26 protein-coding genes and 1 tRNA gene are annotated in these 24,310 nt (G+C 71.0%); 10 read left to right on the forward strand and 17 right to left on the reverse strand.

Features of this window, described 5'->3' with window-relative positions; all coding sequences use genetic code 11:
• The first annotated feature begins 31 nt into the window (after positions 1-31).
• Both Q0818_RS04575 and Q0818_RS04580 read left to right on the forward strand, forming a co-directional pair.
• Positions 32-1,159 (forward strand): S16 family serine protease, encoded by a 1,128-nt coding sequence (locus tag Q0818_RS04575; protein ID WP_298872000.1) that lies wholly within the window; start codon positions 32-34, stop codon positions 1,157-1,159.
• A 43-nt stretch (positions 1,160-1,202) separates the two neighbouring features.
• Entirely contained in the window at positions 1,203-4,154 is a 2,952-nt protein-coding gene (locus Q0818_RS04580) for a UPF0182 family protein (RefSeq protein ID WP_298872003.1), read from the forward strand.
• A gap of 194 nt (positions 4,155-4,348) precedes the next feature.
• Here the strand turns inward: Q0818_RS04580 and Q0818_RS04585 are convergent, their stop codons facing one another.
• The 7 genes from Q0818_RS04585 to idi are packed head-to-tail and all read right to left on the reverse strand — an operon-like array spanning position 4,349 to position 9,975.
• On the reverse strand, positions 4,349-5,239 hold the full coding sequence (locus tag Q0818_RS04585; RefSeq protein ID WP_298872005.1) for a prenyltransferase: 891 nt from the start codon (positions 5,237-5,239) through the stop codon (positions 4,349-4,351).
• The gene (locus Q0818_RS04590) at positions 5,236-5,571 is read right to left on the reverse strand and encodes a lycopene cyclase domain-containing protein (RefSeq protein ID WP_298872008.1); all 336 of its coding nucleotides are present in this window, start codon (positions 5,569-5,571) and stop codon (positions 5,236-5,238) included. Before Q0818_RS04590 ends, Q0818_RS04585 begins: the two co-directional genes overlap by 4 nt.
• The gene (locus Q0818_RS04595; protein ID WP_298872011.1) at positions 5,568-5,939 is read right to left on the reverse strand and encodes a lycopene cyclase domain-containing protein; all 372 of its coding nucleotides are present in this window, start codon (positions 5,937-5,939) and stop codon (positions 5,568-5,570) included. The genes Q0818_RS04590 and Q0818_RS04595 overlap by 4 nt, the downstream gene beginning before the upstream one ends.
• A 1-nt stretch (position 5,940) precedes the next feature.
• Positions 5,941-7,497, reverse strand: coding sequence for a phytoene desaturase family protein (gene crtI, locus Q0818_RS04600; RefSeq protein ID WP_298872015.1), 1,557 nt, complete (start codon positions 7,495-7,497; stop codon positions 5,941-5,943).
• Positions 7,494-8,363 (reverse strand): squalene/phytoene synthase family protein, encoded by an 870-nt coding sequence (locus Q0818_RS04605; protein ID WP_298872017.1) that lies wholly within the window; start codon positions 8,361-8,363, stop codon positions 7,494-7,496. Before Q0818_RS04605 ends, crtI begins: the two co-directional genes overlap by 4 nt.
• Positions 8,360-9,427 carry a polyprenyl synthetase family protein gene (locus Q0818_RS04610; RefSeq protein WP_298872020.1) on the reverse strand — a complete coding sequence of 356 codons (1,068 nt, stop codon included), beginning with the start codon at positions 9,425-9,427 and terminating at the stop codon, positions 8,360-8,362. The genes Q0818_RS04605 and Q0818_RS04610 overlap by 4 nt, the downstream gene beginning before the upstream one ends.
• A complete protein-coding gene (gene idi / locus Q0818_RS04615) occupies positions 9,424-9,975 on the reverse strand; it encodes an isopentenyl-diphosphate Delta-isomerase (protein ID WP_298872022.1) in 552 nt (183 codons plus the stop codon). The genes Q0818_RS04610 and idi overlap by 4 nt, the downstream gene beginning before the upstream one ends.
• 63 nt (positions 9,976-10,038) lie before the next feature.
• Between idi and Q0818_RS04620 the strand changes: the two genes are divergently transcribed.
• On the forward strand, positions 10,039-10,518 hold the full coding sequence (locus Q0818_RS04620; RefSeq protein WP_366943110.1) for a MarR family transcriptional regulator: 480 nt from the start codon (positions 10,039-10,041) through the stop codon (positions 10,516-10,518).
• A 227-nt stretch (positions 10,519-10,745) separates the two neighbouring features.
• Here the strand turns inward: Q0818_RS04620 and Q0818_RS04625 are convergent, their stop codons facing one another.
• The 5 genes from Q0818_RS04625 to Q0818_RS04645 all read right to left on the reverse strand — a co-directional run bounded on the left by Q0818_RS04625 (position 10,746) and on the right by Q0818_RS04645 (position 13,586).
• Complete coding sequence (locus Q0818_RS04625) at positions 10,746-11,405, reverse strand: SUMF1/EgtB/PvdO family nonheme iron enzyme (RefSeq protein ID WP_298872025.1); 660 nt, start codon at positions 11,403-11,405, stop codon at positions 10,746-10,748.
• Positions 11,402-12,322 carry an SMP-30/gluconolactonase/LRE family protein gene (locus tag Q0818_RS04630; RefSeq protein WP_298872029.1) on the reverse strand — a complete coding sequence of 307 codons (921 nt, stop codon included), beginning with the start codon at positions 12,320-12,322 and terminating at the stop codon, positions 11,402-11,404. The genes Q0818_RS04625 and Q0818_RS04630 overlap by 4 nt, the downstream gene beginning before the upstream one ends.
• A 50-nt stretch (positions 12,323-12,372) precedes the next feature.
• Positions 12,373-12,861: a hypothetical protein gene (locus tag Q0818_RS04635; protein WP_298872032.1), complete on the reverse strand. Its 489-nt coding sequence runs from the start codon at positions 12,859-12,861 to the stop codon at positions 12,373-12,375.
• Between the two features lie 65 nt (positions 12,862-12,926).
• Positions 12,927-13,283, reverse strand: a complete 357-nt coding sequence (locus tag Q0818_RS04640; RefSeq protein ID WP_298872035.1) for a hypothetical protein — start codon at positions 13,281-13,283, stop codon at positions 12,927-12,929.
• 229 nt (positions 13,284-13,512) lie between these two features.
• A tRNA-Met gene (locus Q0818_RS04645) sits at positions 13,513-13,586 on the reverse strand.
• A gap of 83 nt (positions 13,587-13,669) precedes the next feature.
• Between Q0818_RS04645 and Q0818_RS04650 the strand changes: the two genes are divergently transcribed.
• From Q0818_RS04650 to Q0818_RS04660, 3 genes are all read left to right on the forward strand, one after another.
• On the forward strand, positions 13,670-14,167 hold the full coding sequence (locus Q0818_RS04650) for a DUF6328 family protein (RefSeq protein ID WP_298872038.1): 498 nt from the start codon (positions 13,670-13,672) through the stop codon (positions 14,165-14,167).
• Positions 14,164-14,970, forward strand: a complete 807-nt coding sequence (locus Q0818_RS04655; protein ID WP_298872040.1) for a carbon-nitrogen hydrolase family protein — start codon at positions 14,164-14,166, stop codon at positions 14,968-14,970. The genes Q0818_RS04650 and Q0818_RS04655 overlap by 4 nt, the downstream gene beginning before the upstream one ends.
• 104 nt (positions 14,971-15,074) lie before the next feature.
• Positions 15,075-15,497, forward strand: coding sequence for a nuclear transport factor 2 family protein (locus tag Q0818_RS04660; RefSeq protein ID WP_298872042.1), 423 nt, complete (start codon positions 15,075-15,077; stop codon positions 15,495-15,497).
• Positions 15,498-15,503: 6 nt separating this feature from the next.
• Here the strand turns inward: Q0818_RS04660 and Q0818_RS04665 are convergent, their stop codons facing one another.
• Positions 15,504-16,709: an aminotransferase class I/II-fold pyridoxal phosphate-dependent enzyme gene (locus Q0818_RS04665; RefSeq protein ID WP_298872044.1), complete on the reverse strand. Its 1,206-nt coding sequence runs from the start codon at positions 16,707-16,709 to the stop codon at positions 15,504-15,506.
• Positions 16,710-16,910: 201 nt separating this feature from the next.
• Here Q0818_RS04665 and Q0818_RS04670 point away from each other — a divergent pair, with 201 nt between their 5' ends.
• From Q0818_RS04670 to Q0818_RS04680, 3 genes are read left to right on the forward strand one after another with little or no spacing between them, the layout of a single operon-like run.
• Positions 16,911-18,524: a trypsin-like peptidase domain-containing protein gene (locus Q0818_RS04670; RefSeq protein WP_298872046.1), complete on the forward strand. Its 1,614-nt coding sequence runs from the start codon at positions 16,911-16,913 to the stop codon at positions 18,522-18,524.
• 50 nt (positions 18,525-18,574) lie between these two features.
• Positions 18,575-20,020, forward strand: coding sequence for a CDP-glycerol glycerophosphotransferase family protein (locus Q0818_RS04675; RefSeq protein WP_298872048.1), 1,446 nt, complete (start codon positions 18,575-18,577; stop codon positions 20,018-20,020).
• On the forward strand, positions 20,017-21,477 hold the full coding sequence (locus Q0818_RS04680; protein ID WP_298872050.1) for a CDP-glycerol glycerophosphotransferase family protein: 1,461 nt from the start codon (positions 20,017-20,019) through the stop codon (positions 21,475-21,477). The genes Q0818_RS04675 and Q0818_RS04680 overlap by 4 nt, the downstream gene beginning before the upstream one ends.
• A gap of 16 nt (positions 21,478-21,493) precedes the next feature.
• Here the strand turns inward: Q0818_RS04680 and Q0818_RS04685 are convergent, their stop codons facing one another.
• Both Q0818_RS04685 and Q0818_RS04690 read right to left on the reverse strand, forming a co-directional pair.
• The gene (locus tag Q0818_RS04685) at positions 21,494-21,835 is read right to left on the reverse strand and encodes a hypothetical protein (RefSeq protein ID WP_298872051.1); all 342 of its coding nucleotides are present in this window, start codon (positions 21,833-21,835) and stop codon (positions 21,494-21,496) included.
• A 25-nt stretch (positions 21,836-21,860) separates the two neighbouring features.
• Positions 21,861-22,028: a hypothetical protein gene (locus Q0818_RS04690; protein ID WP_298872053.1), complete on the reverse strand. Its 168-nt coding sequence runs from the start codon at positions 22,026-22,028 to the stop codon at positions 21,861-21,863.
• 149 nt (positions 22,029-22,177) lie between these two features.
• Here Q0818_RS04690 and Q0818_RS04695 point away from each other — a divergent pair, with 149 nt between their 5' ends.
• Entirely contained in the window at positions 22,178-22,687 is a 510-nt protein-coding gene (locus tag Q0818_RS04695; RefSeq protein WP_298872058.1) for a MarR family transcriptional regulator, read from the forward strand.
• Between the two features lie 6 nt (positions 22,688-22,693).
• On the opposite strand, the gene Q0818_RS04700 is transcribed toward Q0818_RS04695, so the two are convergent.
• Together Q0818_RS04700 and Q0818_RS04705 are read right to left on the reverse strand one after the other, a co-directional pair.
• Positions 22,694-23,044 (reverse strand): hypothetical protein, encoded by a 351-nt coding sequence (locus Q0818_RS04700; protein ID WP_298872061.1) that lies wholly within the window; start codon positions 23,042-23,044, stop codon positions 22,694-22,696.
• Positions 23,045-23,221: 177 nt separating this feature from the next.
• The gene (locus Q0818_RS04705; RefSeq protein ID WP_298872063.1) at positions 23,222-24,304 is read right to left on the reverse strand and encodes a glycosyltransferase family 2 protein; all 1,083 of its coding nucleotides are present in this window, start codon (positions 24,302-24,304) and stop codon (positions 23,222-23,224) included.
• Positions 24,305-24,310 lie beyond the last annotated feature (6 nt).

Here is a 24,310-nt window from a genome sequence, read left to right on the forward strand (position 1 = left end):
CGCGAACGACCACGACGAAGGACTCCCCACTGTGACGCTGTTCGATGAGAACGTCTCCCACGCGCCCGCGCCCCGACAGCGCTGGTGGCGCGGCTCCGTCGTCGGCATGTGGTCGCTCGCGGTGGCGTTCGTCATCCTGTTGGTGATGTCGCTGCTGCCGTCGGCCTACGTGATCCAGCAGCCCGGGCCCGTCTTCAACACCCTCGGCAGCACCACGACCGCCGACGGTCAGGAGGTGCCCCTCATCACCGTGCCCGAGGAGAAGGACACCACGACGACCGGTCAGCTCGACCTGCTCACGGTGCAGGTCAGCGGCAACCGCGAGCGCACGCCCTCGTGGTTCGAGCTGGCGCAGGCGTGGTTCGACCGCTCCCGAGCCGTGGTGCCGATCGACCGCATCTTCCCGGCCGGTCAGACGACCGAGCAGCGCAACACCGAGAACGCCGCCCTGATGAGCGACTCGCAGCTCGAGGCCAGCGCCGCTGCCCTGCGCGAGCTCGGGTACGACGTGCCCGGCGAGATCGCCGTCGGAACGGTCGACGACGCCGGAGCCGCCGCGGGCGCGCTGCAGGTGGGCGATGTCATCACCTCGGTCGACGCGGTCGCCGCGGCCAACGTCGACGCGGTCCGCGCCGCGGTGCAGGCCGCCGCGGGCGCTCCGGTCACCATCGCCTACACCCGCGACGACGCCCCGGGCACGGTCACGGTCACGCCGAAGCAGACGGAGGTGGACGGTCAGCGGCAGTGGCTGCTCGGCATCGGGCTGCAGGAGTCCTTCGACCTGCCGGTCGACGTCAAGATCCAGCTCAACGACGTCGGCGGACCGAGCGCCGGCATGATGTTCGCCCTCGGCATCATCGACAAGATGAGCGAAGGCGACCTCACCGGCGGCCAGCACATCGCCGGCACCGGCACGATCGACGCCGACGGCAACGTGGGCCCGATCGGCGGCATCCGCCAGAAGCTCTACGGAGCGCGGGATGCCGGGGCGACGGTGTTCCTCGCCCCGGAGGCGAACTGCAACGAGGTCGTCGGCCACGTGCCCGACGGCATCCGGGTGTTCTCGACCTCGACGCTCGAGCAGTCGATGACGGTGCTGCGCACGATCCGGGAGGGCGGCGATCTCGACGCGCTGCCGACGTGTGGTTCGGGAACGTAGCATTCACGGCGAACCCCCGGAAGGCCGCGCCTAGGATGAAGAGGTGACCACGACCTCAGCGCCGAACCAGGCCACGCCCCCGAACCGCTCTCGACGGATCATCTCGATCACCCTGGCGGTGATCGCAGCGCTGGTCGTGGGGTTCTTCGTCTTCGCGAACCTGTACTCCGATTGGCTGTGGTTCTCGCAGCTGGGATTCACGGGCGTGCTGACCACCCAGTGGATCGCACGGACCGTGATGTTCGTCGTCGGCTTCCTCGCCATGGCGATTCCGGTCTGGGGCGTCATCCAGCTGGCCTATCGCCTCCGCCCCGTCTACGCGCGTCTGAGCTCGCAGCTCGACCGCTACCAGGAGGTCGTCGAGCCTCTTCGCCGCCTCGCGATGTGGGGCATCCCGATCTTCTTCGGCTTCTTCGCCGGCTTCGCGGCCTCCGCGCAGTGGGAGACCACGTGGCTCTGGGCCAACGGCGTCGCGACCTCGACGACCGACCCCCAGTTCGGCCTCGACACGGGCTTCTACCTGTTCGGGATGCCGTTCTACGCCGCCGCCCTCGGATTCGCGTCGGCGGTCGTGCTGGTGTGCCTGCTGCTGACCGGCGTCGTGTCGTACCTCTACGGTTCGGTGCGCATCGGTCAGCGCGAGCTGCGCATCTCCAAGGCCGCGCGCATCCAGCTCGCGGTGCTCGCCGGCCTCTACCTGCTCCTGCAGGGGGCGAGCCTGTGGCTCGACCGCTTCCGCCAGCTCGTGGAGCCGTCGGAGCGCATCACCGGTCCCGGCTACGTCGGCGCGAATGCCGTCATCCCCGGTCAGACGATCCTCGCGATCGCGGCGGTCATCGTGGCCCTGGCGTTCTTCGTCACGGCGTTCATCGGACGCTGGCGCTACCCGCTCATCGGAACCGCCCTGCTGGTGGTCTCGGCGATCGTGGTGGGGGCGGCCATCCCGTGGGCGGTGACCACGTTCCAGGTGCGCCCCAACGAGCTCACGCTCGAGAGCCAGTACTACCAGCGCAACCTCGACGGCACGAAGGCCGCCTACGGCATCGACAACGTCGAGAAGGAGAACTTCCAGGCCACGACCGAGGCCGAGGCCGGCCAGCTGCGCAACGACGCCGAGTCGACCGCGCAGCTGCGCATCATGGACCCGGCGATCATCGGTCCCACGGTCCGCCAGCTCGAGCAGTATCGGGCCTACTACCAGTTCACCAACCCGCTCGACGTCGACCGCTACACGATCGACGGCAAGACGCAGGACACCGTGGTGTCGCTGCGCGAGCTGAACATCGGCCAGCTGGGCGACGCCGCGTCGTGGCAGAACACGACGCTCGTCTACACCCACGGGTACGGCATGGTCGCGGCCGCCGGCAACGAGCGCACCGCCGACGGCGATCCGGTGTTCCTGGAGCAGGCGATCCCGGGCACGGGCTTCCTCACCGACCTGAACTACGAGCCGCGCGTCTACTTCGGCGAGAGCTCGCCCCCGTACTCGATCGTCGGCGCGCCCGAGGGCACCGACCCCGTCGAGCTCGACTACCCGCTGGGAGCGGACGGCGGCACCGAGACCCGCACGACGTTCAGCGGTGACGGCGGACCGAGCGTGGGCAACGTGTTCAACCGCCTCATCTACGCGCTGAAGTTCCAGTCGGAGCAGATCCTCTTCTCCGACAGCGTCAACGCCGAATCGCAGATCCTCTACGACCGCGACCCGAAGGAGCGCGTGCAGAAGGTCGCGCCCTACCTCACCCTCGACAGCGACCCGTACCCCACGGTCGTCGACGGTCGCATCAAGTGGGTCATCGACGGCTACACCACGAGCTCGAACTACCCGTACTCCACGGGCGTCTCGCTCTCGCGCGCCATCGCCGACTCGAACAACCCGGCCCCGACCTACGCACTGGATGACATCAACTACATCCGCAACTCGGTCAAGGCCACGGTCGACGCCTATGACGGCTCGGTCGACCTCTACGCCTGGGACGACCAGGACCCGCTGCTCCAGGCGTGGCAGAACATCTACCCCTCGTCGCTCAAGCCGTGGAGCGAGATGTCGGCCGACCTCATGAGCCACGTGCGCTACCCGACCGACCTCATGAAGGTGCAGCGCTCGATGCTCGGCGTCTACCACGTCGACGACGCGACGTCGTTCTACCGCCAGGACAACCGGTGGACCACGCCGAACGACCCGCAGGACCCGGCGACGTTCCAGCCGCCGTACTACCTGACGATGAAGATGCCGAGCCAGGACGAGCCGACGTTCTCGATGTTCACCAGCTTCATCCCGGCATCCCAGGGTGGTCAGGCGCGCAACGTGCTCACCGGCTACCTGGCGGTCGACGCGAACGCCGGCGACGTGAAGGGCACGAAACGGGAGGACTACGGGCGATTGCGCATGCTCGTGATCGACTCGGCGACCACGGTGCCCGGACCGGGTCAGGTGCAGAACACCTTCGACTCCGATACGAACGTGTCGTCGCAGATCAACATCCTCCAGCAGGGGCAGTCGCAGGTGCTCCCGGGCAACCTGCTCACGCTCCCCGTCGGCGGCGGTCTGCTCTACGTGCAGCCGGTGTTCGTGCAGTCGTCGGGCGACACCAAGCTCCCGCAGCTGCGACGGGTGCTGGTCGCCTTCGGCAACAAGATCGCGTTCGAGAACACCCTCAGCGAGGCCCTCGACACGCTCTTCGGCGGCGACTCCGGAGCGAGTACCGGCGACTCGACGGTGACCCCGACCGATCAGAACGCGGGCGACGGAACGACGACGAACCCGTCGGTTCCGGCGGGTGACTACGCGGCCGCGCTGCAGGAGGCGCGTGACGCGCTGAGCGCACGCCAGGCGGCGTTGACGAGCGGCGACCTCGCCGGGTTCGCCACGCAGGACGCCCGCCTCACCGCGGCCGTGCAGCGTCTGCTCGACCTCGAGAGCCAGGGCCAGGGCGGCACGGCGACGCTGTCGCCGACCCCCACCCCGACCCCGGAGGCCACGCCCGCGGGCTGAGCGCAGCCCTCACGTCGACGCCGGCGTCCCGCACCGCGCGGGGCGCCGGCATCGTCGTTCCGGCGCTCCGCGCGAGGTGGCTGAGCTTGTCGAAGCCACCGGGTCGCCACGGGATCGGTCCCTTCGACAGGCTCAGGGACCTGCGTCGCGGGTCCTCAGGGACCTCCGGTGCGGCTCCAGCCCTACGCAGCGCGTCACGCGCTCAGGAACCACCACCAGATCAGCAGCATCGTCGTGCCGAAGCCCGCGATCTGGTTGAGCCACAGGAAACGGTTCCAGCCGGCGGTGGCGCGGTCGCTCTCGGCATCCGTCACGTTGCGGTACGGCCAGCACACCACGAGGTACGGCACGACGAGCACGGCGGCCAGCGGCCCCGGCCACGCGGTGAAGAGCATCGCGACCCCCGCCAGCGCGTAGGCGGCCAGGGCGAAGCGCACGGTCCATCGCGCCCCGCGGGCGGTGGCGATCGACGAGATGTCGGCGGCGCGGTCGGCCTCGACGTCCTGCACGGCGCCGAAGGCGTGCGAGGCCACACCCCACAGCGCGAAGGCCACGAACACGAAGACGAGCTGCCAGGTCCACACCGCGCCCGCGAGCACGAGGCCGTAGACCGCGGGGGAGAAGAAGTGGATGCTGCTGGTCATCGAGTCGAGGAACGGGCGTTCCTTCAGTCGCAGCGGGGGTGCCGAGTAGAACACGACGAAGAACAGGCTGAGCGCCAGCACGAGCCACGACAGCGGCGAGCCGACGATCACGAGGTAGACCACGAACGGCACGCACGACAGCGCCGAGGCCCACAGCGTGATCGGGTGCATGCGCTTCGCGAGCACGGCGCCGTGGGTGCCGCCCTTGCGCGGATTGCGCAGATCGGACTCGTAGTCGAACACGTCGTTCACGCCGTACATCGCGAGGTTGTAAGGCACGAGGAAGAACACGATGCCCACGATGAGCGTCACGTCGATCTGCCGCGTGGTGAGCAGGTAGGCCGCGGCGAAGGGGAAGGCGGTGTTGATCCAGCTCACCGGGCGCGACGAGACGAACAGTTCGCGGACGATGCGCCCGGGGGTCAGGGCGGGCGTGGTCATGCGGTGTCCTTCTGGGCGGGAAGAGCGGAACGGGATGCCGTGGGCGCGAGGAGCGTGAAGAGAGCCGGCACGAGGAACGCCGCGCACAACGGGTAGGCGAAGTCCTCGATCGGGGCGAGACCGAGCTTGAGTCCGCTGAGGTGCTGCTCGGGGTACGAGAACAAATCGACGGCGATCATCAGATTGTCGAAGACGAGGGTGAGGCCCACCAGCACGAGGGCCGTGAGTGCGGAGGATGCCATGCGCTCGGCGAATCGCGGACGCCGACGCGTCGCGAGCGTCACGAGCACCGTGACGACCACGAAGGGGACGACGATCAGCGGATAGGTCACGCCGACTCCTCGAGCGGGGCCCGGCGGGTCGCGCTCCGACCTCCACCGTGCCGGCGTCGGGCGGCGGCCCGGCGCTCGAACACCGCGAACATCACGACCGCGAGGTAGCTCAGGAACAGCAGGAAGAAGACCTCCTCCAGCGGCAGGTGCGGGGCGAGGGTCACCCCCACGAACAGCGGACTGTCGCCCTTCACGAACACGCCCGTGGCGATGCCGACGAGGTCCCACGCGAGGAAGAACGACGTGGAGATCAGCACCGTCAGCGTCGTGCGCACCGGGGCGACCCGCAGCGCCAGAGAGTACTTCAGGTCGATGAGCATCATGCCCACCAGCGAGAAGAGGATGGCGCCCAGGTAGATCCCCGGCACGTCAGACCGCCGCGCGCGTGGGTTCTGCCAGGGGGCCGGGGGTCGTGTCGCCGGTCATGCGCTTGACCACGAGCTCGGCCGAGATCAGGCACATGGGAAGACCGATGCCGGGGAGCACCGAGGTGCCCGCGTAGTAGAGGTTGTCCACCTTGCGCGAGCGGTTCTTCGGACGGAAGATCGCGCTCTGGTTCAGGGTGTGCGCCAGCCCCAGCGAGTTGCCGTGCCAGGCCTTGAGGTCGTGGGCGAAATCCTCGGGGGCGATGGTCTTGCGCACGACGATGCGGTCGGCGAAGTCGGGGATGCCGGCCCATTCGCCGATCTGCGCGATGACGCGGTCGGCGGCCGCTTCGATGCGCTCGTCGCCCGCGCGATCGACGCCTCCGCGTCCGCTGACGGGGTCGGCCGGCACCGGGACGAGCACGAACAGGTTCTCGTGGCCCTCGGGGGCGACGGAGTCGTCGGAAGCGCTCGGGCGGCACACGTAGATGGATGCCGGATCGGGGATGCGCTTGTCCTCACCGAAGATCGCGTCGAAGTTCGTGTGCCAGTCGTCGGTGAACAGCAGCGTGTGGTGGGTGAGCTGCGGCAGCTCTCCTTTCACGCCGAGCAGCAGCAGGAGGGCACCGGGGCTGGGCACTTTGTCCTTCCACCACTTCTCGGGGTACTGGCGGTCCTTCTCCTCGAGCAGGTCGTTTTCGGTGTGGTGCAGGTCGGCGCCCGAGACCACGGCATCCGCCGAGATGACCCGTCCGTCGGCCAGGCGCACGCCGCGGGCGGTACCCGACTCGGTGATGATGGCATCCACGGGAGACGACGTCTCGATGCGCACCCCGCGCTCGCGCGCGAGCTTCTCGATCGCCGTGATGATCTCGGTCATGCCACCCTTGGGGTACAGCACGCCGTCGCCCAGGTCGAGGTGGCTCATCAGGTGGTACAGGCTCGGCACCTCGAACGGGGAGCCGCCCAGGAACACCGCGGGGTAGGCGAGGATCTGCTGCAGGCGCTTGTTCGAGAAGTCCGTCGTCACGCGCTTCCACAGCGTGCGGGTGAGCAGCGGGATGAGCGTGGGCAGACGCTTGATGAGCGCGGGGTCGCGCAGGCCCTTCGTCGAGGAGTACGGATCGTAGAGGAACTTCGACGTCGACAGCTCGTAGGCGTCTTTCGCGGAGTCGAGGTACGCCTCGAGGTTCGGTCCGGAGCCGGGCTCGTGCTCCTCGAACAGGGCCCGCACGGCCTCGCGGCCCGAGACGATGTCGATCGGGTCGCCCTTCCCGGGAGGGCCGTAGACGCGATACGCGGGGTCGAGCCGTACGAGGTCGAGCTGCTCGTCGGCGCTCGTGCCGAGCAGGCGGAAGAAGTGGTCGAAGACCTCCGGCATGAGGTACCAGCTCGGACCGGTGTCGAAGCGGAAGCCGTCGCTCTCCCACGATCCGGCCCGACCCCCGAGCGCGTCGCGCGCCTCGAAGAGCTGGACGTCGTGGCCGCGGTCGGCCAGAAGGGCGGCGGTGCCGAGACCGGCGATGCCGCCACCGACGACGACGATGCGCTGGGCGCTCATGAGCGGGAACCTTTCGGGGGACGCCCGAGGAGGGCGCGGGCGGCGAGGGTGGCTTTGACACCGTCGGGGACGCGGACGCGGGGTGCGCCGGCGGGGGAGAGACGCAGACGCCGGGACAGCTCGGCGAACAGGTCGTGAGCGCACGTGACGGCTGCACGGCAGTCCGGCGGGAGGTGCGGGATGACGGCTGCCGCCGCCGCGAGGTCGGCGTCGATGCGGTCGAGCACCGCGGTGCGCCGCTCGTCGTCGGCCGCGCCGTCGAGGTAGTCGCGCCCGAGGCGGTCGGCGTCGTCGGAGAGGTCGCGCAGGAAGTTCACGTCTTGGAAGGCCGCCCCGAGCCGCCGGGCGCCGTCGACGAGGTCGGCGGCGGGCTTCGCGGGGGCCGACATCCCGGCGTTCAGGAACACCTGCAGGCACATGAGCCCGACGACCTCGGCCGAGCCGTACACGTAGGCGTCGTGCGACATGTCGTCGTGGGCGGTGGTGTCGAGGTCGGTGCGCATCGAGGCGAAGAACGGGGCGATGAGGTCGTCGCCGATCCCGCACGCGCGGGCCGTACGCGCGAAGGCGTGTACGACGAGGTTGGCGCTGAAGCCGCTCGCGATCGCCTCCGCCACCTCGGCCTCGAGGCCGTCGAGCACCGCGCGTTCGCGTTCGGGGTCGAGGCCGGCATCGTGCGCGGGTCCGTCGACGATCTCGTCGGCCACCCGCACGAGGGCGTAGATGTTGCGCACGTGCGGTCGCGGGCGCGGCCCGAGCAGTCGCGCGGCGATGCCGAAGGAGGTGGAGTACCGGGAGATGACGGCGGCGGCGACGTCGTCGGCCGTCTGCGAATACAGCTCGAGACCCGTGGGGGCGTTGCTCACGGAATGCGCTCCTGCACGGCCTCGACGAGCTCGATGAGCATGAGGCGGCACTCGGTGGGCAGCGTCGAGGCCTCCACGATCGCGACGGCCTCGTCGAGCGTCTCGCACACGAGCACCTCGAGGCGCGAGCGGGCTCCCGACTTCGCCAGCGCCGTCTGCGCCGCGCGCACGGCGACGGGGCCGGTGTGAGCCTGGGCGAGGGCGGCGCTCACCTCGGGCCAATCGGCGCTCTCGCGCGCGAGGGAGATGAGATGCGTCTTCTTCGCCTCGCGCAGGTCGCATCCCTCGTCCTTACCGGATGCCGCGGCCGTGCCGAACGCGCCGATGAGGTCGTCGACGAGCTGGTAGGCCAGGCCGAGCCGCTCGCCGAAGCGCTCGAGCGCCCACTGCGTGGACCGCTCGGCTCCGGCCATCACGGCCCCCGCCTGCAGGGGAGCGGAGAACGAATACACGGCGGTCTTGTCGTGCGTGGTGCGCAGCACGGTGTCTGGATCGACGTCACCGGGGGAGACGGCGTTCTCGACGTCGGCGAGCTCTCCGGCGGCCGAGACGAGCACGGCGTCGTCGACGAGCTGCAGCAGCTGTTCGCGGAGGGATGCCGGGATCTCGGCGACCGCGATCATGCGTCCGGCCTCGTGCAGCAGCAGGTCTCCGGCGAGGATCGCGGCCGCGTCTCCGAGAAGCGCCGCGCCGCCGGCATCCGCGCCCCTGTCGAGTCCGCGTCGGCGGAATTCGCCACCGATGTTGGGGACCCCGCGGCGCTCGACGTCGTGGTCGATGACGTCGTCGTGCACCACGAAGGCGGTGTGCAGCAGCTCGAAGGCCGCGGCGACCTCGTACAGGGCGGGGCGCGCGATCGCCGGGCCATGCAACGTCTCGAACGCGGCGACGACGAGGAGGGGTCGGAAGCGCTTGCCGCCGCTCGCCGCACGACGGATCGAGGCTGCCAGGGCGCGCGCGCCGTCGCCAAGGGGGGCCACGCGTCGATCGAGGCGTTCCAGGGCGAAGTCGACGGCGGCGTCGATGCCCTGTCGAGCGAGGGGGGTGGAGTCGAGGGTGATCATGATGCGCGCCTGACCGCGGGCGGCATCTCGAAGAGGTGAAGCTGCTGCGCCTGGAGCACGAGCCAGGGGCTGAACGCCCACGGCGTCGCCTCGAGGGATGCCGCGAGGTCGAGCGGGTCGACCCAGCGGTACTCGGCCACCTCGTCGGGGTTGGGCTGCGGCTCGTCGTCGGTGTGCGCGACGTAGACGGGGCAGATCTCGTGCTCGACGATGCCGGTGGCGTCGACGGCGCGATAGCGGAAGAGCGGGAGCGCGAGCTCGACATCGCGCACCGCGAGGCCCACCTCGAAGTCCGCGCGCCGGTGCACGGCCGAGAGCACGGGCTCCGCGGCAGCGGGGTGACCGCAGAAGGAATTGGTCCAGACGCCGGGCCACGTCTTCTTGTGCAGGGCGCGGCGCGTGACGAGCACTTCGCCCCGGCTGTTCATCACATGGCACGAGAACGCGAGGTGCAACTGCGTGTCGGTGCCGTGCACGCTCGCCTTGGGCGCCGTGCCGATCTCGTTTCCGAAGTCGTCCAGGAGGACGACATATTCGGTCTCGCTCATCGTGCCTCCCGTTTGCTAGTTTAGCTAGCGATGTGAGCCCGACTATACCCAGCGCGAAAGGGGGTGTCCACTGTGGACAAGGCCGTGTCGACCTCTGGTACAAGGCCCGCCGTCGCGCAGACGCTTCGCGCGGTGCAGACCCTCAGCGACGCCCTCGATCGCATGCACAGCGGCATGAAGGGCGACATGGCGATGAACGCCAGCGACCTCGCGACGCTGCGCATGCTCACCATCCGCGAGAGCCGCGGGCAGATGGTCAGCCCGCACGACGTCGCCACACATCTGCGCATCTCGACGGCGTCGACGACGAAACTCATCGACCGCCTCGTCGCGTCGGGTCATCTCGAGCGGCGACCGCATCCCTCCGACGGTCGGGCCCGCGTCGTCGTGCTCACCGACAAGTCGCGGCGCGAGTTCTTCCAGCACTTCGGCACCCACCTCGGCGCGATGCGCGACATGGCCGCGCACTTCGACGACGCGCAGCTCGAGACAGTGGCGTCGTTCATGGACCAGCTGACCGAGGCGATCTCGACCGAGGACTGACCTCACCCGGCAGGTGACCTGGGCCGGGGTGGTCGGCCGGCGGAGGACGCGGAGCTCGCGGATGGGCCCGGTGGCTTCGACAGGCTCAGCCACCTGCGCCGCGGGGCTCAACGACCCGTGCCGCGGGGCTCAACGACCTGCGCCGCGGGGCTCAGCCACCTGCGCCGCGGGGCCCGGTCGCACGACAGAGGACCCTGAGCTCGTCGAAGGGTCCGGGACCCCGCGCCTCAGCTCCGTGACGGCAGCGGACCCCGCGCCACGCGCACCCCGACGTCGTCGAACGCGTCGCGAGGCCGCCCTCCGCGCCGCGCTGCGGCTCGCACGAGCGCCGGTGCGTCTGACCAGCCCCCGCCGCGGGACACCCGCGCGTCGCTCTCGCCCTCGGGGTCGTACAGGTCGCTGCACCACTCCCACACGTTGCCGAGCGTGTCGAAGAGGCCGTGCAGGTTCGGCATCCGGGCTCCGACATCGACCGGACCGCTGAGCCCGTCGCCCGCGGTCCACGCGACCTCGCGCACGGGCCCGTAGGCGGTGCCGGTCGAGCCGGCACGGCACGCGTACTCCCATTCGTCCTCGGTGGGGAGGCGGAACCCGTCGGCGTCGGGATCCGGGGTCACCACCTCACCGTCGAAGGAGTAGAGGGGGTCGAGCCCCTCCCACTCGCTCAGGGCGTTGCAGAGGCGGATGGCCCGCAGCCAGCTGAGCTCGGTGGCCGGACGACGCGGATGCCGAGAGGGGATGCCGAGCAGTTCGGCGAGCTGTTCCTCGGTGACGGGGTAGACGCCGATCTCGAAGGAGGCCACCTCGATGTCGCGACGTTCGGCGCCCCGCTGGTCGCCGCGCAGCACGTGTCCGGCGGGGATCCGCGCCATCTCCACATCGCTCACGCGAGTTCCACCATCCACAGATCGCTGTCGCCCGTGATGAACAGGCGCTTCTCGTCGGCGTCGAAGGTGCAGTTGCTGACGACGTGCGGGGTGGGGATCACGCCGAGGCGCTGCCCGTGGTCGTCGACGATGACGACACCCGCTTCGCTCGAGATCCAGAGCCAGTCGCGGCTGTCGACGGCGAATCCGTCGGGGATGCCGGCATCCACCGTCGCGAAGGTGCGCGGAGCGCCGAGCGTCTCTCCGTCCCAGCTGCACGCGACCACGCGGGGGAGCGCGGTGGCGTTCGACTCGGCGACGTAGAGGGTGCGCTCGTCACGGCTGAAGGCGAGACCGTTGGGCTGGTCGAGGTCGATCATGCGGGCGAGGCCCGTGTCGTCGTGCCACCGGTACACGCTCTGATGGGGGAGGGCGGGCTCGGCGGGGTAGCCCTCCCGCGGATCGGAGATGCCGTAGGTGGGGTCGGTGAACCAGATCGCCCCGTCGGAGGCCACGACGAGATCGTTCGGCGAGTTCAGCGGCGCACCCTCGAAGGCGTCGACGAGCAGGCGCGTTCCTTCGGAGTCGGTGCGGCTCACGCCCCGTCGGCCGTGCTCGGCCTGCACGAGGCGTCCCTGGTCGTCGAAGGCGTTGCCGTTGGCGAAGTCGCTGCGGTCGCGCACCGTGACGATGCTGCCGTCCTCCCGGCGGGCGAGCGTGCGACGACCGATCACGTCGCTGAAGACGACCGCGTTCTCGGCCGGCCACCACACCGGCCCCTCGGCCCAGGTCGCGTCGTCGTAGAGCGAGAGCAGACGAGAGGATGCCGGAAGCACGGCGGCGAGACGTTCGTCCCACACTCGCGGGCGTGCGACGTCGACGACGCGGGGCTCGCGGGGCGGTTGCAGGACACGTCCGTCGATGGGGATCTGGGGCATGCCGACAGTCAACCCCGTGCACAGGTCGCGCCGGGGCGGGTTGACGGGGCTCAGCCGAAGGGGTGGGGCGTGGGGGCGGCGGGCGAGGCGGCGAACTGGATCAGCACCTGCAGGCACGGCTCGTCGCCGACGGTGCCGGAGAGGTGACCCGTCTTCCCGTCGATCTCGGCCGTGTCGGTGTCCTGCCCGAAGTGGACGTCGCCGGGGCCCATCTCCACGCGCGAGCCGTCCTGCGTCTCGAGGAACCAGCGCCCGCGCAGGGGGATCACCCACTGCGGATGGGGCGAAGGATGCCACTGACCCACCCATCCGACCGGCAGTGCGGCGAAGAGCACGGCCGAGACCTCCCCGGGGAACGGCCGCATCCACTGCGGGTCGGCACCTCCGCCCACGCTCTGCAGTCCGAAGCCGCGCAGCGTGGACTCGTCGAGGCGGCTCGTGCCGTCGACGTCGGTCCACATGTGCACGAAGGGCAGGGTCGGGGGAGTGGAGGCGTCGCGACCGTCGTTGTCGAGCGGCGCGGTCGTGGTGGTGTGCATGGGACCGAGTCAACTGCGCCGGGGGCGCGCGGCGTTCGCTCTTGACGTCGGCAGGGGGTGACGTGCTACTTCGCCGAGTCCGTCTCTTTGCGCGTGCGCCGCACCTTGACCGAGACGAGCACCGCCGCCGTCGCGAGGGCCAGCGCGCCGCCGCCCACCCAGAATCCGAGCAGCGTCGACGCATCGACGCCCGACGGGCGCAGAGCGTGCGCCGCCGAGGTGGGGGCGATGCCCGACCCGTCGGTGGTGAGCGGCAGCGTCTCGACGCCCGACTGCGACGACGCGGCCTCGAACGCGGATGCCGTCACGGCGGCGTGCGCACCCGTCGAGGTGGCGGCGGCGGAGGCGCCGGCCGAAGCACCCACCGCGAAGAGGGTCGCGAGCGCCAGCGACACCGCACCGTGCGTGAACAGACGTCTCACGAGTGCCTTCTTTCGAGGGAGTCCGCGACCGGGGGGTGCGCGGTGACCTGTGGCTTCACACATCGTTGAGCGAAATCAATCACTTCCCCCAGTATCTCCCGGGTGGACGCGATGCACAACGCACAGCGCCGCGACCGACGCCGCGAGGCGCGTGGCTCGAAGGGATCGACGCGCACTCCGGGGGAAAGGCAGAAGGCCCCGGATCTCGCGATCCGGGGCCTTCTTTTTGTTGCGGGGACAGGATTTGAACCTGCGACCTCTGGGTTATGAGCCCAGCGAGCTACCGAGCTGCTCCACCCCGCGGCACAAGAGAAAACATTACGCCGAGATGAACGACATGGCAAATCCGGACCGACTGCCCGGGAGTGTCGCGGCAAGATGGGCTGGTGAGCAACACTTTCGACGATGTCGCCGATGGGCGCCCCGAGAGCCCCGCGCAGCGCGCCGACCGCAACTGGAACGAGATCCTGCAGGAGCTCCGCGTGCTGCAGACGGGCACGCAGCTCCTCACCGGCTTCCTCCTCGCCCTCGCCTTCCAGGCGTCGTTCGCCGACCTGTCACCGACCCAGCGCACGTTCTACCTGGTGCTGATCTGTCTCGCCGCCCTCAGCGCCGTGGTCGCCCTCGCACCCGTCGCCCTGCACCGCGCGGTGTTCCACCTGCAGGTCAAGCCGTCGCTCGTCCGTGTCGGGCACAACGCCCTCCGAGGCGCTCTGGCGCTGGTCTCGCTGCTGCTGGTGGGCGTGGTCGTGTTCGTCTTCGACGTCGTCGTGAGCCTGGCCGCGGCGGTGACGGCCGGGGTCGTGCTCGGGCTCGTGATCCTCGTACTGTGGGTCGTGGTGCCGGTCTCGGTCCGGCGCCGGGGGAGGGGAACCGCGTCATGAGCCACGACACCGTCGGCATAGCCGTGGCGCAGTTCGCGCCCGCGGCGTCGCGCGAGGCGAACCTCGCCGACATCGCGGATGCCACCCGCACGGCCGCCGCGCGCGGGGCCCGCGTGGTGGTGTTCCCCGAGTACTCCAGTTACTTCGTCGATCCCTTCGACGCCTCTCTGGCCGAGAACGCCGAGGATCTCGACGGACCGTTCGTCCAGGCCCTCACCTTCCTCGCGGGCGAGCTCGACGTCGTGGTCGTCGCGGGACTGCTCGAGCGGGCCGACGACGGCCGCCGCGTGCGCAACACCGTCGTGGCGGTGGCGGGCGACGGCATCCGGGCGGTCTATCGCAAGCTCCACCTGTACGACGCCTTCGGCCAGCGCGAGTCCGACTGGGTCGAGCCCGGCGAGATCGCCCCGCCGCAGACCTTCGAGACCGCGGGGCTGCGGTTCGGGCTCATGACCTGCTACGACCTGCGCTTCCCCGAGGTGGCCCGCACGCTCGCCGATGCCGCGGTCGACGTGGCCCTGATCCCCGCCGAGTGGGTGCGCGGACCGCTCAAGGAGCACCACTGGCGCACCCTCGTGCAGGCCCGGGCGATCGAGAACACGTTCTTCGTCGCCGCCGCCGACCACTCGCCACCGCTCGGGGTCGGTCACTCGATGGTCGTCGACCCGCAGGGGGTCACGATGGCCCAGATCGGCACGGCGACCGACGTCGCGGTCGCCCACATCGATCCGGAAGCCATCGCCCGCGTCCGGCGCGTCAACCCCGCGTTGGCGCTCCGTCGGTTCCGCGTCACGGCGCGCTGACCTGACGGTCGCCCCGTCCACCGACGCCGGCCCTCGGCGTTCACCCGATCGACGCCGTCCAATCGCTATGCGACGGTGCACGGGGGCTCCCTAGCATGTGCGGTATGACCGACCACAGCGAGACCCCCTCGTCCCCGATGGCCCCGGTGCGGCGTCTGCTGACGGCGATCACCGACGGCGATCTCGAGACGGCCGTTCAGGCGTTCGCCGACGGGGCGCGCGTCATGCGGGTGCGCTACGTCGACGGCCGAGCCGCCGGCGGCCAGAGCCTCGCGGTGGGGCGCGCCGACATCCGGCGGTGGCTGGCCGAGGTCATCTCGCGCGAGGTCTCGGTGGACATCGTCGAGGACCATCTCGAGGGTGAATCGCTGGTCGTGCGGACCGCGTGGTCGATGCGGGGGTTCGACGGCGAGCGCGTGCACTCGTCGAGCCTCGGCGTCTACGAGGTCGTCGACGGACGGATCACGCTGCTGCGGGCGACGTCGAGCGAGGAGGAGGGCGCGGGCCGACCCGTCGCCCGCGTCTGACGGGCGTCAGTCGCGCCGCATACCGGCCAGTCGTTCCGCGGCCTCGGCGAGGACCTCCACCCGCTTGCACGCCGCGAATCGAACGAGCGTGGCGTACCGATCGCGGTGCGCGGGCGAGACGAAGGCGGTCAGGGGGATGCCGACCACCCCGGCCCGGGCGGGCAGCTCGCGGCAGAACGTGTCGGCGTCGGTGGCGCCGAGCGGGGCGGCATCCACCACCGTGAAGTACGACCCGCCCGGGGCGGACACCTCGAACCCGGCGGCACGCAGGCCCGTGCCCAGCAGTGCGGCTTTGGCGGCCATCTCGGAGGCGACCGAGGCGAAGAACGCGTCGGGCAGGCGCAGGCCCACCGCGATCGCCGGCTGGAAGGGCGAGCCGCCCACGTACGTGAGGAACTGCTTCACAGCGAGCACGGCCGACACGAGCTCTGCGGGTCCGGTGACCCAGCCGGTTTTCCACCCGGTGAGCGAGAAGGTCTTGCCGGCCGACGAGATCGACACCGTGCGCTCGGCGGCTCCGGGGAGGGTGGACAGGGGCACGTGGTGGCCGTCGAAGACGAGGTGCTCGTACACCTCGTCGGTGACGATGATCGCGTCGTGCCGGTGCGCCAGGCGCACCACCTCGTCGAGCACCTCGCGCGTGAACACCGTGCCGGTGGGGTTGTGCGGGTCGTTGACGAGGATCACGCGCGTGCGGTCGGACACGGCGGATGCCAGCTGCTCGAGGTCGGGCTGGAAGTCGGGCCACCGCAGGGGCACCGGCACCAGCGTGGCGCCGGAGAGGGCCACGCACGCGGCGTAGGAGTCGTAGTAGGGCTCGAACACGACGACCTCGTCGTCGGGCCCGTCGATGAGGGCGAGCAGGGTCGCCGACAGCGCCTCGGTGGCTCCCACGGTCACCAGCACCTCGCGTGCGGGATCGAGCTCGATCCCGTAGAAGCGGCGCTGATGCTCGGCGACGGCGGCGAGCAGGTCGGGGAAGCCGCGCCCGGGGGCGTACTGGTTGACCCCGTCGGCGATCGCGCGGCGAGCGGCCTCGAGCACGGCCTCGGGGCCGTCTTCGTCGGGGAAACCCTGGCCGAGGTTGAGCGCTCCGGTGGTCGCGGCGAGCGCGCTCATCTCGGCGAAGATCGTGGGGACCGAGGAGCCGTCGGCGGCGAGGAGTCCCGCGCCGCGGGCCGTACGCTGCCAGGCGCCGGGAATGTGCTGCATGCATCCAGGATGCCGCACCGCGCGCGGCGCAAGTGGGAATGCCGTCACGGGGCGACGTGCTACATCTCAGGAGGGGGCGTTCCGCTCCTCCGACCGCTCGCGGCGGCCTGCTGCGAGACCCATAGAGGCGACTCACGCTCGTCATAGGTGACCCACAGGATCCGCGGTCATCGTAGAAGCACCTGGTAGAAGGAGCATCCCATGAGCGACACCACGGACAACCGTCCCGAGGGTAACGACAACAGCCACAACGCTGAGGCGCCCACGTCGTCGCAGCACCACACCCCGACCTCCGCCGGCACCGACGCCGCGCACACCCCGGCCGCGCCCGCCGCCGACGCGAACGTCGCGCCCCGCGCCGACGTCCCCCCGGTCCCGACGCGCTCGCCCGCCGCCGCGGCCGCCTCGTGGCCGCCGCCCGCCGCCGGCAGCGCCCAGCCCGGCATCCCCGCCCAGCCCGGCGCCCACGCGCCCTCCGGCGCCCCGGGCCACCCCGGCTGGGCCTCGGCTCCCTCGGGCGCCACGGCGCCGACCGGTCAGGCCTTCGGTCCCGCCGCCACGGGCGCCCACCCGACGCTGACCCTGCCCGACCCGGCATCCGAGAAGCCCCGCAAGAAGAGCGCGGCGCCGCGGATCGCGGCCCTGCTGGTCGCGGCCGCCCTCGTCGGTGGTGGCGCGGGCCTGGGCGGTACCTACGCGGGGCTCAGCCTGTGGGGCGGTTCGAACACCTCGGCCGCTTCGGGCCCCACCGCGATCACGGTCAACGACCCGCAGGACGTCAACGCCACCGCCGCCGTCGCGACCAAGGTCGTGCCCAGTGTCGTCACGATCAGTGCGACCGGCACCTCGGCGGGCGGCACCGGCTCGGGCGTCATCCTGAGCGCCGACGGGTACGTGCTGACCAACACGCACGTCGTCACCCTCGACGGACAGACGGGCAACGCCACGATCTCGGTGACCACCTCCGACGGCAAGGTGTACGCCGCGACCGTCGTGGGCACCGACCCCACGTACGATCTCGCGGTCATCAAGCTCACGAACGCCTCGGGCCTCACGCCCATCGAGTTCGGCGACTCCTCGAAGCTCAACGTCGGCGACGCCACCGTCGCCGTCGGAGCACCGCTCGATCTGCCGAACACGGTGACCACCGGCATCGTCAGCGCCTTGAACCGCTCGATCCAGGTCGCCTCGTCGGCCGCGCCGTCCGACGGATCGGAATCCGAGCAGACCGACCCCAACCAGGAGAGCCCGTTCCGCTTCGACTTCGGCCAGGGGCAGCAGTCGCAGACGGCGACGGAGACGATCAAGATCGCCGTCATCCAGACCGACGCGGCCATCAACCCCGGCAACTCGGGCGGCGCGCTGGTCGACGACGAGGGCAAGCTCATCGGCATCAACGTCGCCATCGCGAGCGCGGGCGGCTCGTCGTCGTCGGGCGCCCAGTCAGGCAACATCGGCGTGGGCTTCTCGATCCCCTCCGACATCGCCAAGCGCATCTCGTCGGAGATCATCGAGAACGGCTCGGCCACCCACGGTCTGCTCGGCGCCTCGGTCCAGGACGCCGCGTCGCAGCAGGGGGCGACCACCACCGGCGCCTACGTGGCAGAAGCCGTCAGCGGCGGAGCGGCCCAGGCCGCCGGCCTGCAGAAGGGCGACGTGATCACCTCGTTCAACGGCATCCCCGTGACGAACTCGATCGACCTCACCGCCCAGGTGCGCGCGTTGGCCGCGGGCGCGAAGGCCGAGGTCACCTACCTGCGCGGCGGGCAGGAGAAGACCGCCGAGGTCACCCTCGGCGCGATGAGCCAGGGCTGAGCCCCCGGCTCCGCCGAGAACAGGACGCCACCCCGCGATAGGCTCGCGGGGTGGCGTCTTTCTCGTTCGGTGCGGGAAACGCGAGCAAACTCCGCCGCATCCCGCTGTATCTCGCGGGTCGCCTGGTGACGACGCTCGTGCCGCGCTCGCGCGACGAGTGGGTCTTCGGATGTGCCGTCGGCGTCGCCGACGGTGCCCTCGCCCTGCACACCGTGGCGGCGGCGCACGACGAGCGCACCACCTGGCTCGTCGCCGACGCCGATCAGGCCCGGGATGCCGAACGTCTCGGCATCCGGTGGGTGCGGCGCGACAGCGCGGCGGGGTTCTGGCGCACGGCGCGGGCCCGCGTGATCGTGGTGACGCACGGCTTCGGCGACGTGCAGCGCTACGCGACGACCGGGGCGGTGATCGTGCAGCTGTGGCACGGGATCCCGCTCAAGCGCATCGGGCTCGACTCCGCCGAGACCACGCGCAGCCCCGTGCTGCCGAGGGTGCTCTCCCCGGTGCTCCGGATGCTGTACCGGCGCACCACCCGACGCATCTCCCTGCTGCCGGCGGCCTCGCACCTCGTGCGCGGACGCCTCGAGAGCGCCTTCTCGCTCACCGATGAGCGGGTGCCGGTGACGGGTGAGCCCCGCGTCGACGTGCTGTCGTCCGGCGACGCCGCCTCGCGGCGCGCGACGGCTCGCGACGGGCTCGAGAGCGCGCTCGGGATGCCGCTGAACGATCGCCGCGTCGTGCTCTACGCGCCGACCTGGCGCGACGGGGAGCCCGACCCGGCGATCCCCGACGCGGGGGAGTGGGAACGCATCGCCGCGGCGCTCGATGCGGCCGACGCCGTGCTGCTCGTGCGCTCGCACCCCCTCGGCGCGGGCGACTACCACCCTCCTCACGGCACGGACCGCGTCGCCGTCCTCGGCAGCGACCTCGTCGCCGACGTCACCCCCCTGCTGCCCGGCCTCGACGCCCTGATCACCGACTACTCGTCTCTCGCGTTCGACGCCTCGCTCGTCCCCCTGCCGGTGGTGTTCTTCGCCCCCGACCTCGAGGCCTACGCCGCGCGACGCGGCCTGTACGGTCGCTACGCCGACGTGGCTGGTGCGGACCCGGCCCGGTCGTGGGAGGACGCCCTCGCACAGCTCGGCGCGGTGCTCGCCGAACCGGCTGCCGCGCTCGCCGCCTCGCGCGACCGCAGCGCACGCGTGCACGCCCACCGCGACGGACGCAACGCGGAGCGGGTGTACGCGGCGGTGCGGTCGCGGCTCGAGCGGCGGGGGCCGCGGCGTCGGGAGGAGTCCCGGTCCCTTCGACAGGCTCAGGGACCTCGGCGGGGTCAGGGGCCTCGGTGGGGTCAGGGGCCCCGGTGGGGCCAGGGACCTCGGTGGGGTCAGGGACCTCGGTGGGGTCAGGGACCTCGGTGGGGCCAGGGGCCCCGACGGGGTGACGCGCCTCCGCCCGCGCCGGACGACCTCTCACAGAAGGACGAACGCCCATGACCGACGCTCGCCTGTTCGACGACGCCGGGATGCCCGCGCTCGAGATCAGCGGAGAGGGCGCCCGCCCGGCATCCGTCGTGCTCGAAGGGGCGCGAGCCCGCTCGCACGCCCGCCTGCACGGTCGCGGACGCACCTGGCGCGCCGTCGTCCCCCTGCACGCCGCACGGTGGGGCGGTGTCGATCTGCCGCTGCCCTCCGGGCGCTACCGACTCCGCATCGACGCCGGTGAGGCGACGGATGCCGACCCCGCGGCGCTCGCGGTGATCGAGACCGCCCTCACAGGCCTGCGCGCCGCGCTCGACGGCGCGACGGTGACGATCACCGCCCCCGTCGACCCGGTCTACCGCTCGGGCGAGGGTCGCGCCGCGATCGAACGCCGTTACGCCACCGGGCAGCGCGAACCCCTCGAGAACGCCGTGTTCTTCGAGAGCTTCTACGGCCGGACCGCCGGGTGCAACCCGCTCGCGATCGACCGCGAGCTCGCCCGAGTCGCACCGGGGGTGACCCGGTACTGGAGCGTCGTCGATCTGTCGGTCGAGGTGCCCGACGGGGCGGTCGCCGTCGTCGAGGGCAGCCCCGAATGGTGGCGGGCCCGCGGCGTCGCGCGTCTGCTCGTGGTCAACGACTGGCTCCGCAGGCGGTTCGTGCGCCGCCGCGGGCAGCGGGTGCTGCAGACCTGGCACGGAACACCGCTCAAGCGCCTGGCACTGCATCGCCCGGGTTTCGATCCGCGTCGCGCGCTCGCCGTGGTGCGCGAGAGTCGGCGGTGGGACGTGCTGCTCGCGCAGAGCCCGTACGCCGCGCGCGTGCTGGGCAAGGCCTACGCGTTCCTGCGCCGGCCCGTGTGGGTGGAGGGCTATCCCCGCGACGACGGACTGCGCGACGACGATGGGCGCGAGACGCGGCGACGCCTCGGCATCCAGCCCGACGAACGCGTGCTGCTGTACGCCCCGACCTGGCGCGACGATCGCGAGCAGATCGTCGACTTCGTCGATGCGTCTGCTCTCGCGCGCTCGGCCGATGCGGTCGTGCTCGTGCGCGGTCACACACGCACGCTGCACCCCGGCTCCGACCTCGACGGTCCGCGGGTGATCGATGTGACGGGCTATCCCGACACGTCGCGTCTGCTCGCCGCCGCGGACGCCCTCATCACGGACTACTCATCGGTGATGTTCGATTTCGCCATCACGGGCAAGCCGATGTACTTCCTCGTGCCCGACCTCGAGCGGTACCGGGGCGAGATGCGGGGGTTCTACTTCGATCTGCTCGATCTCGCTCCCGGACCCGTCGTCCGTACCCAGCACGAACTCGAGCGCGCGCTGGCCGAGGTGGATCCGTCGATCTTCGCGGAGCGGTACGACCGGTGGCGGCACCTGTTCGTGCCCCGCGACGACGGCCGTGCCGCCGAGCGCGTCGTGGCGCGGATCCTCGACCAGGGGTTCGTCGACCGCGGGTGACGGGCGCGCCGCTGCGTCAGGCGGCCGCGAGCAGCTGCACCCGGTGCGCGTCTTCCTGCTGCTGCCACGTGTCGGCGTTCAGGAGCAGACCCGACGACATCGACGCCTGGTCGGCGAGCTGCCGGAGGTAGCCACCCGAGAGGCGGGCGGACTCGGCTGTCGCGAACTGGAAGCGCATCGAGATCGAGGGCTGGATCCAGAGGGTGGTGCGTGCGTGACCGGCTGCGGTGTCGGTCCACGTGATGGTGAAGGATTCGCCGCGACGCAGTTTGGTCGAGAGGACGACCTGCAGGTACTGGAGCAGGCGGTCGTCGATCTGGATCGGCTGCGTGTCGGCGCTGTAGAAGAGCGTGCCCATGGGAAAGCTTCCGTGGAGGGGTTCGTCAGAGGAAGAGCGAGAGGACGACGGCGGCACCGAGACCGGAGGTCGCGATGCTCGCCCACACCACGATGGTCGTCAGCCGTGCGGTCGACAGGGCGCTCGCGGCGGGCACGAAGGTGGAACGGTGGCGCAGCGGAGCGGCGGAGGCGAGGGCGGTCGTGGTCATCATGGCGTTCCCTTCTTCGTGGGGGTGGGGTGGTCAACCCCGGTGATCAGTAGCCTAGCAGCTAATTAAGCGTGTTAAACATCATGACGCCGAACATTCATCAAAAATGACAGTCAGGCGAGGAATCTTCCCGTGTTGGCTATAGTGGCGGGATGCGCCGCGTGCAGGAGGGGGAGTCGATGACACCGCTATCGGACGATTCCTCACCCCTGATGGAGGCGCTCACCCAGTACTCCCGCGAGCGTGAAGCGGCCGCGGCCAAGGCTCGCAAGCAGCTCGGCGTGAACGAGCTCGATGCCAAGGCCCTTGCGATCGTCGGGGTGAATCCCGGTATGCGACCGTCGGAGCTCGCCACCACCCTCGGCGTCACGTCGGCTGGAATCACCACGATGGTCGAACGCCTCGTGCGGCGGGGGATCCTCCGCCGCGAGGCGGACGACAGCGACCGCCGTGTGAACCACATCCACCTCGCGATAGACCTCGAGAAGGAGCCGTGGTCTCAGCTCGCGCGGTTCGACGACGCGTGCCGACGCATCATCGGCAGCCTCGACCCGCGGATCGAGGCCGACCTGGCCGACTTCCTCGCGAAGACGACGGCGGCGGCCACCGAACAGGTCGCGCGTGCCGACGTCGCGGCGGCGAAAGCGTCGGCTGCGGCCTGAGTCCGCTCAGCCGTCGTCGGTGAGGCCGGCGACGTGCGCGACGGATTTGCGCTGCAGGAAAGCGCACAGGTCGGCCGCGTTCGTGAGCTCCCGGCACAGGTCGTAGACACCCTCGGGTGACAGCTCCGTCACCTCGGGCTGCGCCTCGAACGTCACGCGCCAGTCCGGCGCCCCCACGGCGATCGGCTGCAGGTACACCGATGTCGTCGCATTGGCGAGCGGGTAGATCACGAGTCCGCCGTCGAGCCCGTCCACGGTCTCCTGGTCGGCAACATACGCGACGCCCGCGCCTCCGGACCCGCTCGACGCGTACTCGTCGAGCCAGGCGTCGAGCACCTCCTTGCTGCGGAACGGCACCGCGCGACCTCCGACTCTTCGCGACGGACACTCGCCGTCGCCTGATATTACGTCACGCTGGCCCGAGTCCAACAATTCGGTGCCACGCGAGGTGCGCCCGGCATCCTCAATACCGTCGGGCGGCGCCCCGTGCCCGCGCGAGGCGCGCGGGCATCTTCGGTGCCGTCCTCCCGTGCGTCAGGGCAGCGGGGTGTTGCGTCCGTCGAGGCGCGAGGTGTCGACCGTGTCGCGGGCGCCGCGCACGAGCGCCCACAGGAAGCCCGCGCCCCAGGACACGTGCATCGACGGCAGTACGGCCGCGGTCCACGCCTTGTCGCGCCAGCCCCGGCCCCCGCCCCGACCGAGGGCGCCGATGGCGACGAGCGTCGCGTACGCCGCCAGCGGAAGGTGCAGCACCGACACCAGCCCTCCGCGACGGCGGGTGACCTGGCCCGCCGCCACCGCCAGCGAGACAGCCGCCGACACCAGCAGCGCCGGGGGAGCGAAGAAGCGCAGCGGCGTGCCCCGCGGGTAACGCCGCACGAGCTCGCCGCGCCAGGCGCCGGTCGCGCGGAACTGCCGGACGAGTCGGGTCCAGCTCTCCCGCGGCCAGTACACGACCGACAGCCCCGGATCGAACCACACGCGATAGCCCGCGCGCCGGATGCGGAGGTTCAGCTCCCAGTCCTCGCCGCGGCGGATGCTCTCGTCGAAGAGCCCGACCTCCTCGAGCACGCTTCGGCGCATGACGCCGAGGTACGCCGACTCGGCCGGACCCTCGGTGCCGCCGCCGTGGTACGCCCCTCCGCCGAGCCCCACGCGGGAGTTGTAGGCGCGCGCGACCGCCCGCTGGAACGGTGACCGGCCGTCGGCGCGCATGACTCCGCCGACGTTGGCGGCGCGCACGCGGCGCAGGGTGTCCAGGGCGCGACGGGTGTATCCGGGAGACAGCTCGGAATGCGCATCGACCCGCACGATCGTCGGATACCGGCTCGCGCGGATGGCGAGGTTGAGCCCCACCGGGATGTCGGCGGCCGGGTTCGCCACCAGGACGATGCGCTCATCGGCATCCGCCAGCTCGCGCGCGATCGCGTCGGTGCCATCGCTCGAGGGGCCGAGGGCGAGCACGAGCTCCACCGGCCCCGGGACGTCTTGGGAGAGGGTGGATGCGACGGCCCGGCGCAGATACCGGTGCTCGTTCAGCACGGGCATGACGAAGCTCACGCCGGCGTCGTCGGGGGGAACGGGCGCGTCTCTTCCGCCGGGGGTCGGGAGGGGCATCCCTCG

It is taken from the genome of uncultured Microbacterium sp. (assembly GCF_947489255.1).
Lineage (GTDB): Bacteria > Actinomycetota > Actinomycetes > Actinomycetales > Microbacteriaceae > Microbacterium > Microbacterium phycohabitans.

Coding starts and splice junctions, on each gene's coding strand:
- crtI (WP_298872015.1), bottom strand. CDS start 7,497: ATGAGCGCCCAGCGCATCGTCGTCGTCGGTGGCGGCATCGCCGGTCTC.
- Q0818_RS04630 (WP_298872029.1), bottom strand. CDS start 12,322: ATGCCCCAGATCCCCATCGACGGACGTGTCCTGCAACCGCCCCGCGAG.
- Q0818_RS04705 (WP_298872063.1), bottom strand. CDS start 24,304: ATGCCCCTCCCGACCCCCGGCGGAAGAGACGCGCCCGTTCCCCCCGAC.
- idi (WP_298872022.1), bottom strand. CDS start 9,975: ATGAGCGAGACCGAATATGTCGTCCTCCTGGACGACTTCGGAAACGAG.
- Q0818_RS04695 (WP_298872058.1), top strand. CDS start 22,178: ATGCGCCGCGTGCAGGAGGGGGAGTCGATGACACCGCTATCGGACGAT.
- Q0818_RS04585 (WP_298872005.1), bottom strand. CDS start 5,239: ATGACCACGCCCGCCCTGACCCCCGGGCGCATCGTCCGCGAACTGTTC.
- Q0818_RS04680 (WP_298872050.1), top strand. CDS start 20,017: ATGACCGACGCTCGCCTGTTCGACGACGCCGGGATGCCCGCGCTCGAG.
- Q0818_RS04665 (WP_298872044.1), bottom strand. CDS start 16,709: ATGCAGCACATTCCCGGCGCCTGGCAGCGTACGGCCCGCGGCGCGGGA.
- Q0818_RS04660 (WP_298872042.1), top strand. CDS start 15,075: ATGACCGACCACAGCGAGACCCCCTCGTCCCCGATGGCCCCGGTGCGG.
- Q0818_RS04610 (WP_298872020.1), bottom strand. CDS start 9,427: ATGATCACCCTCGACTCCACCCCCCTCGCTCGACAGGGCATCGACGCC.
- Q0818_RS04635 (WP_298872032.1), bottom strand. CDS start 12,861: ATGCACACCACCACGACCGCGCCGCTCGACAACGACGGTCGCGACGCC.
- Q0818_RS04690 (WP_298872053.1), bottom strand. CDS start 22,028: ATGATGACCACGACCGCCCTCGCCTCCGCCGCTCCGCTGCGCCACCGT.
- Q0818_RS04685 (WP_298872051.1), bottom strand. CDS start 21,835: ATGGGCACGCTCTTCTACAGCGCCGACACGCAGCCGATCCAGATCGAC.
- Q0818_RS04655 (WP_298872040.1), top strand. CDS start 14,164: ATGAGCCACGACACCGTCGGCATAGCCGTGGCGCAGTTCGCGCCCGCG.
- Q0818_RS04670 (WP_298872046.1), top strand. CDS start 16,911: ATGAGCGACACCACGGACAACCGTCCCGAGGGTAACGACAACAGCCAC.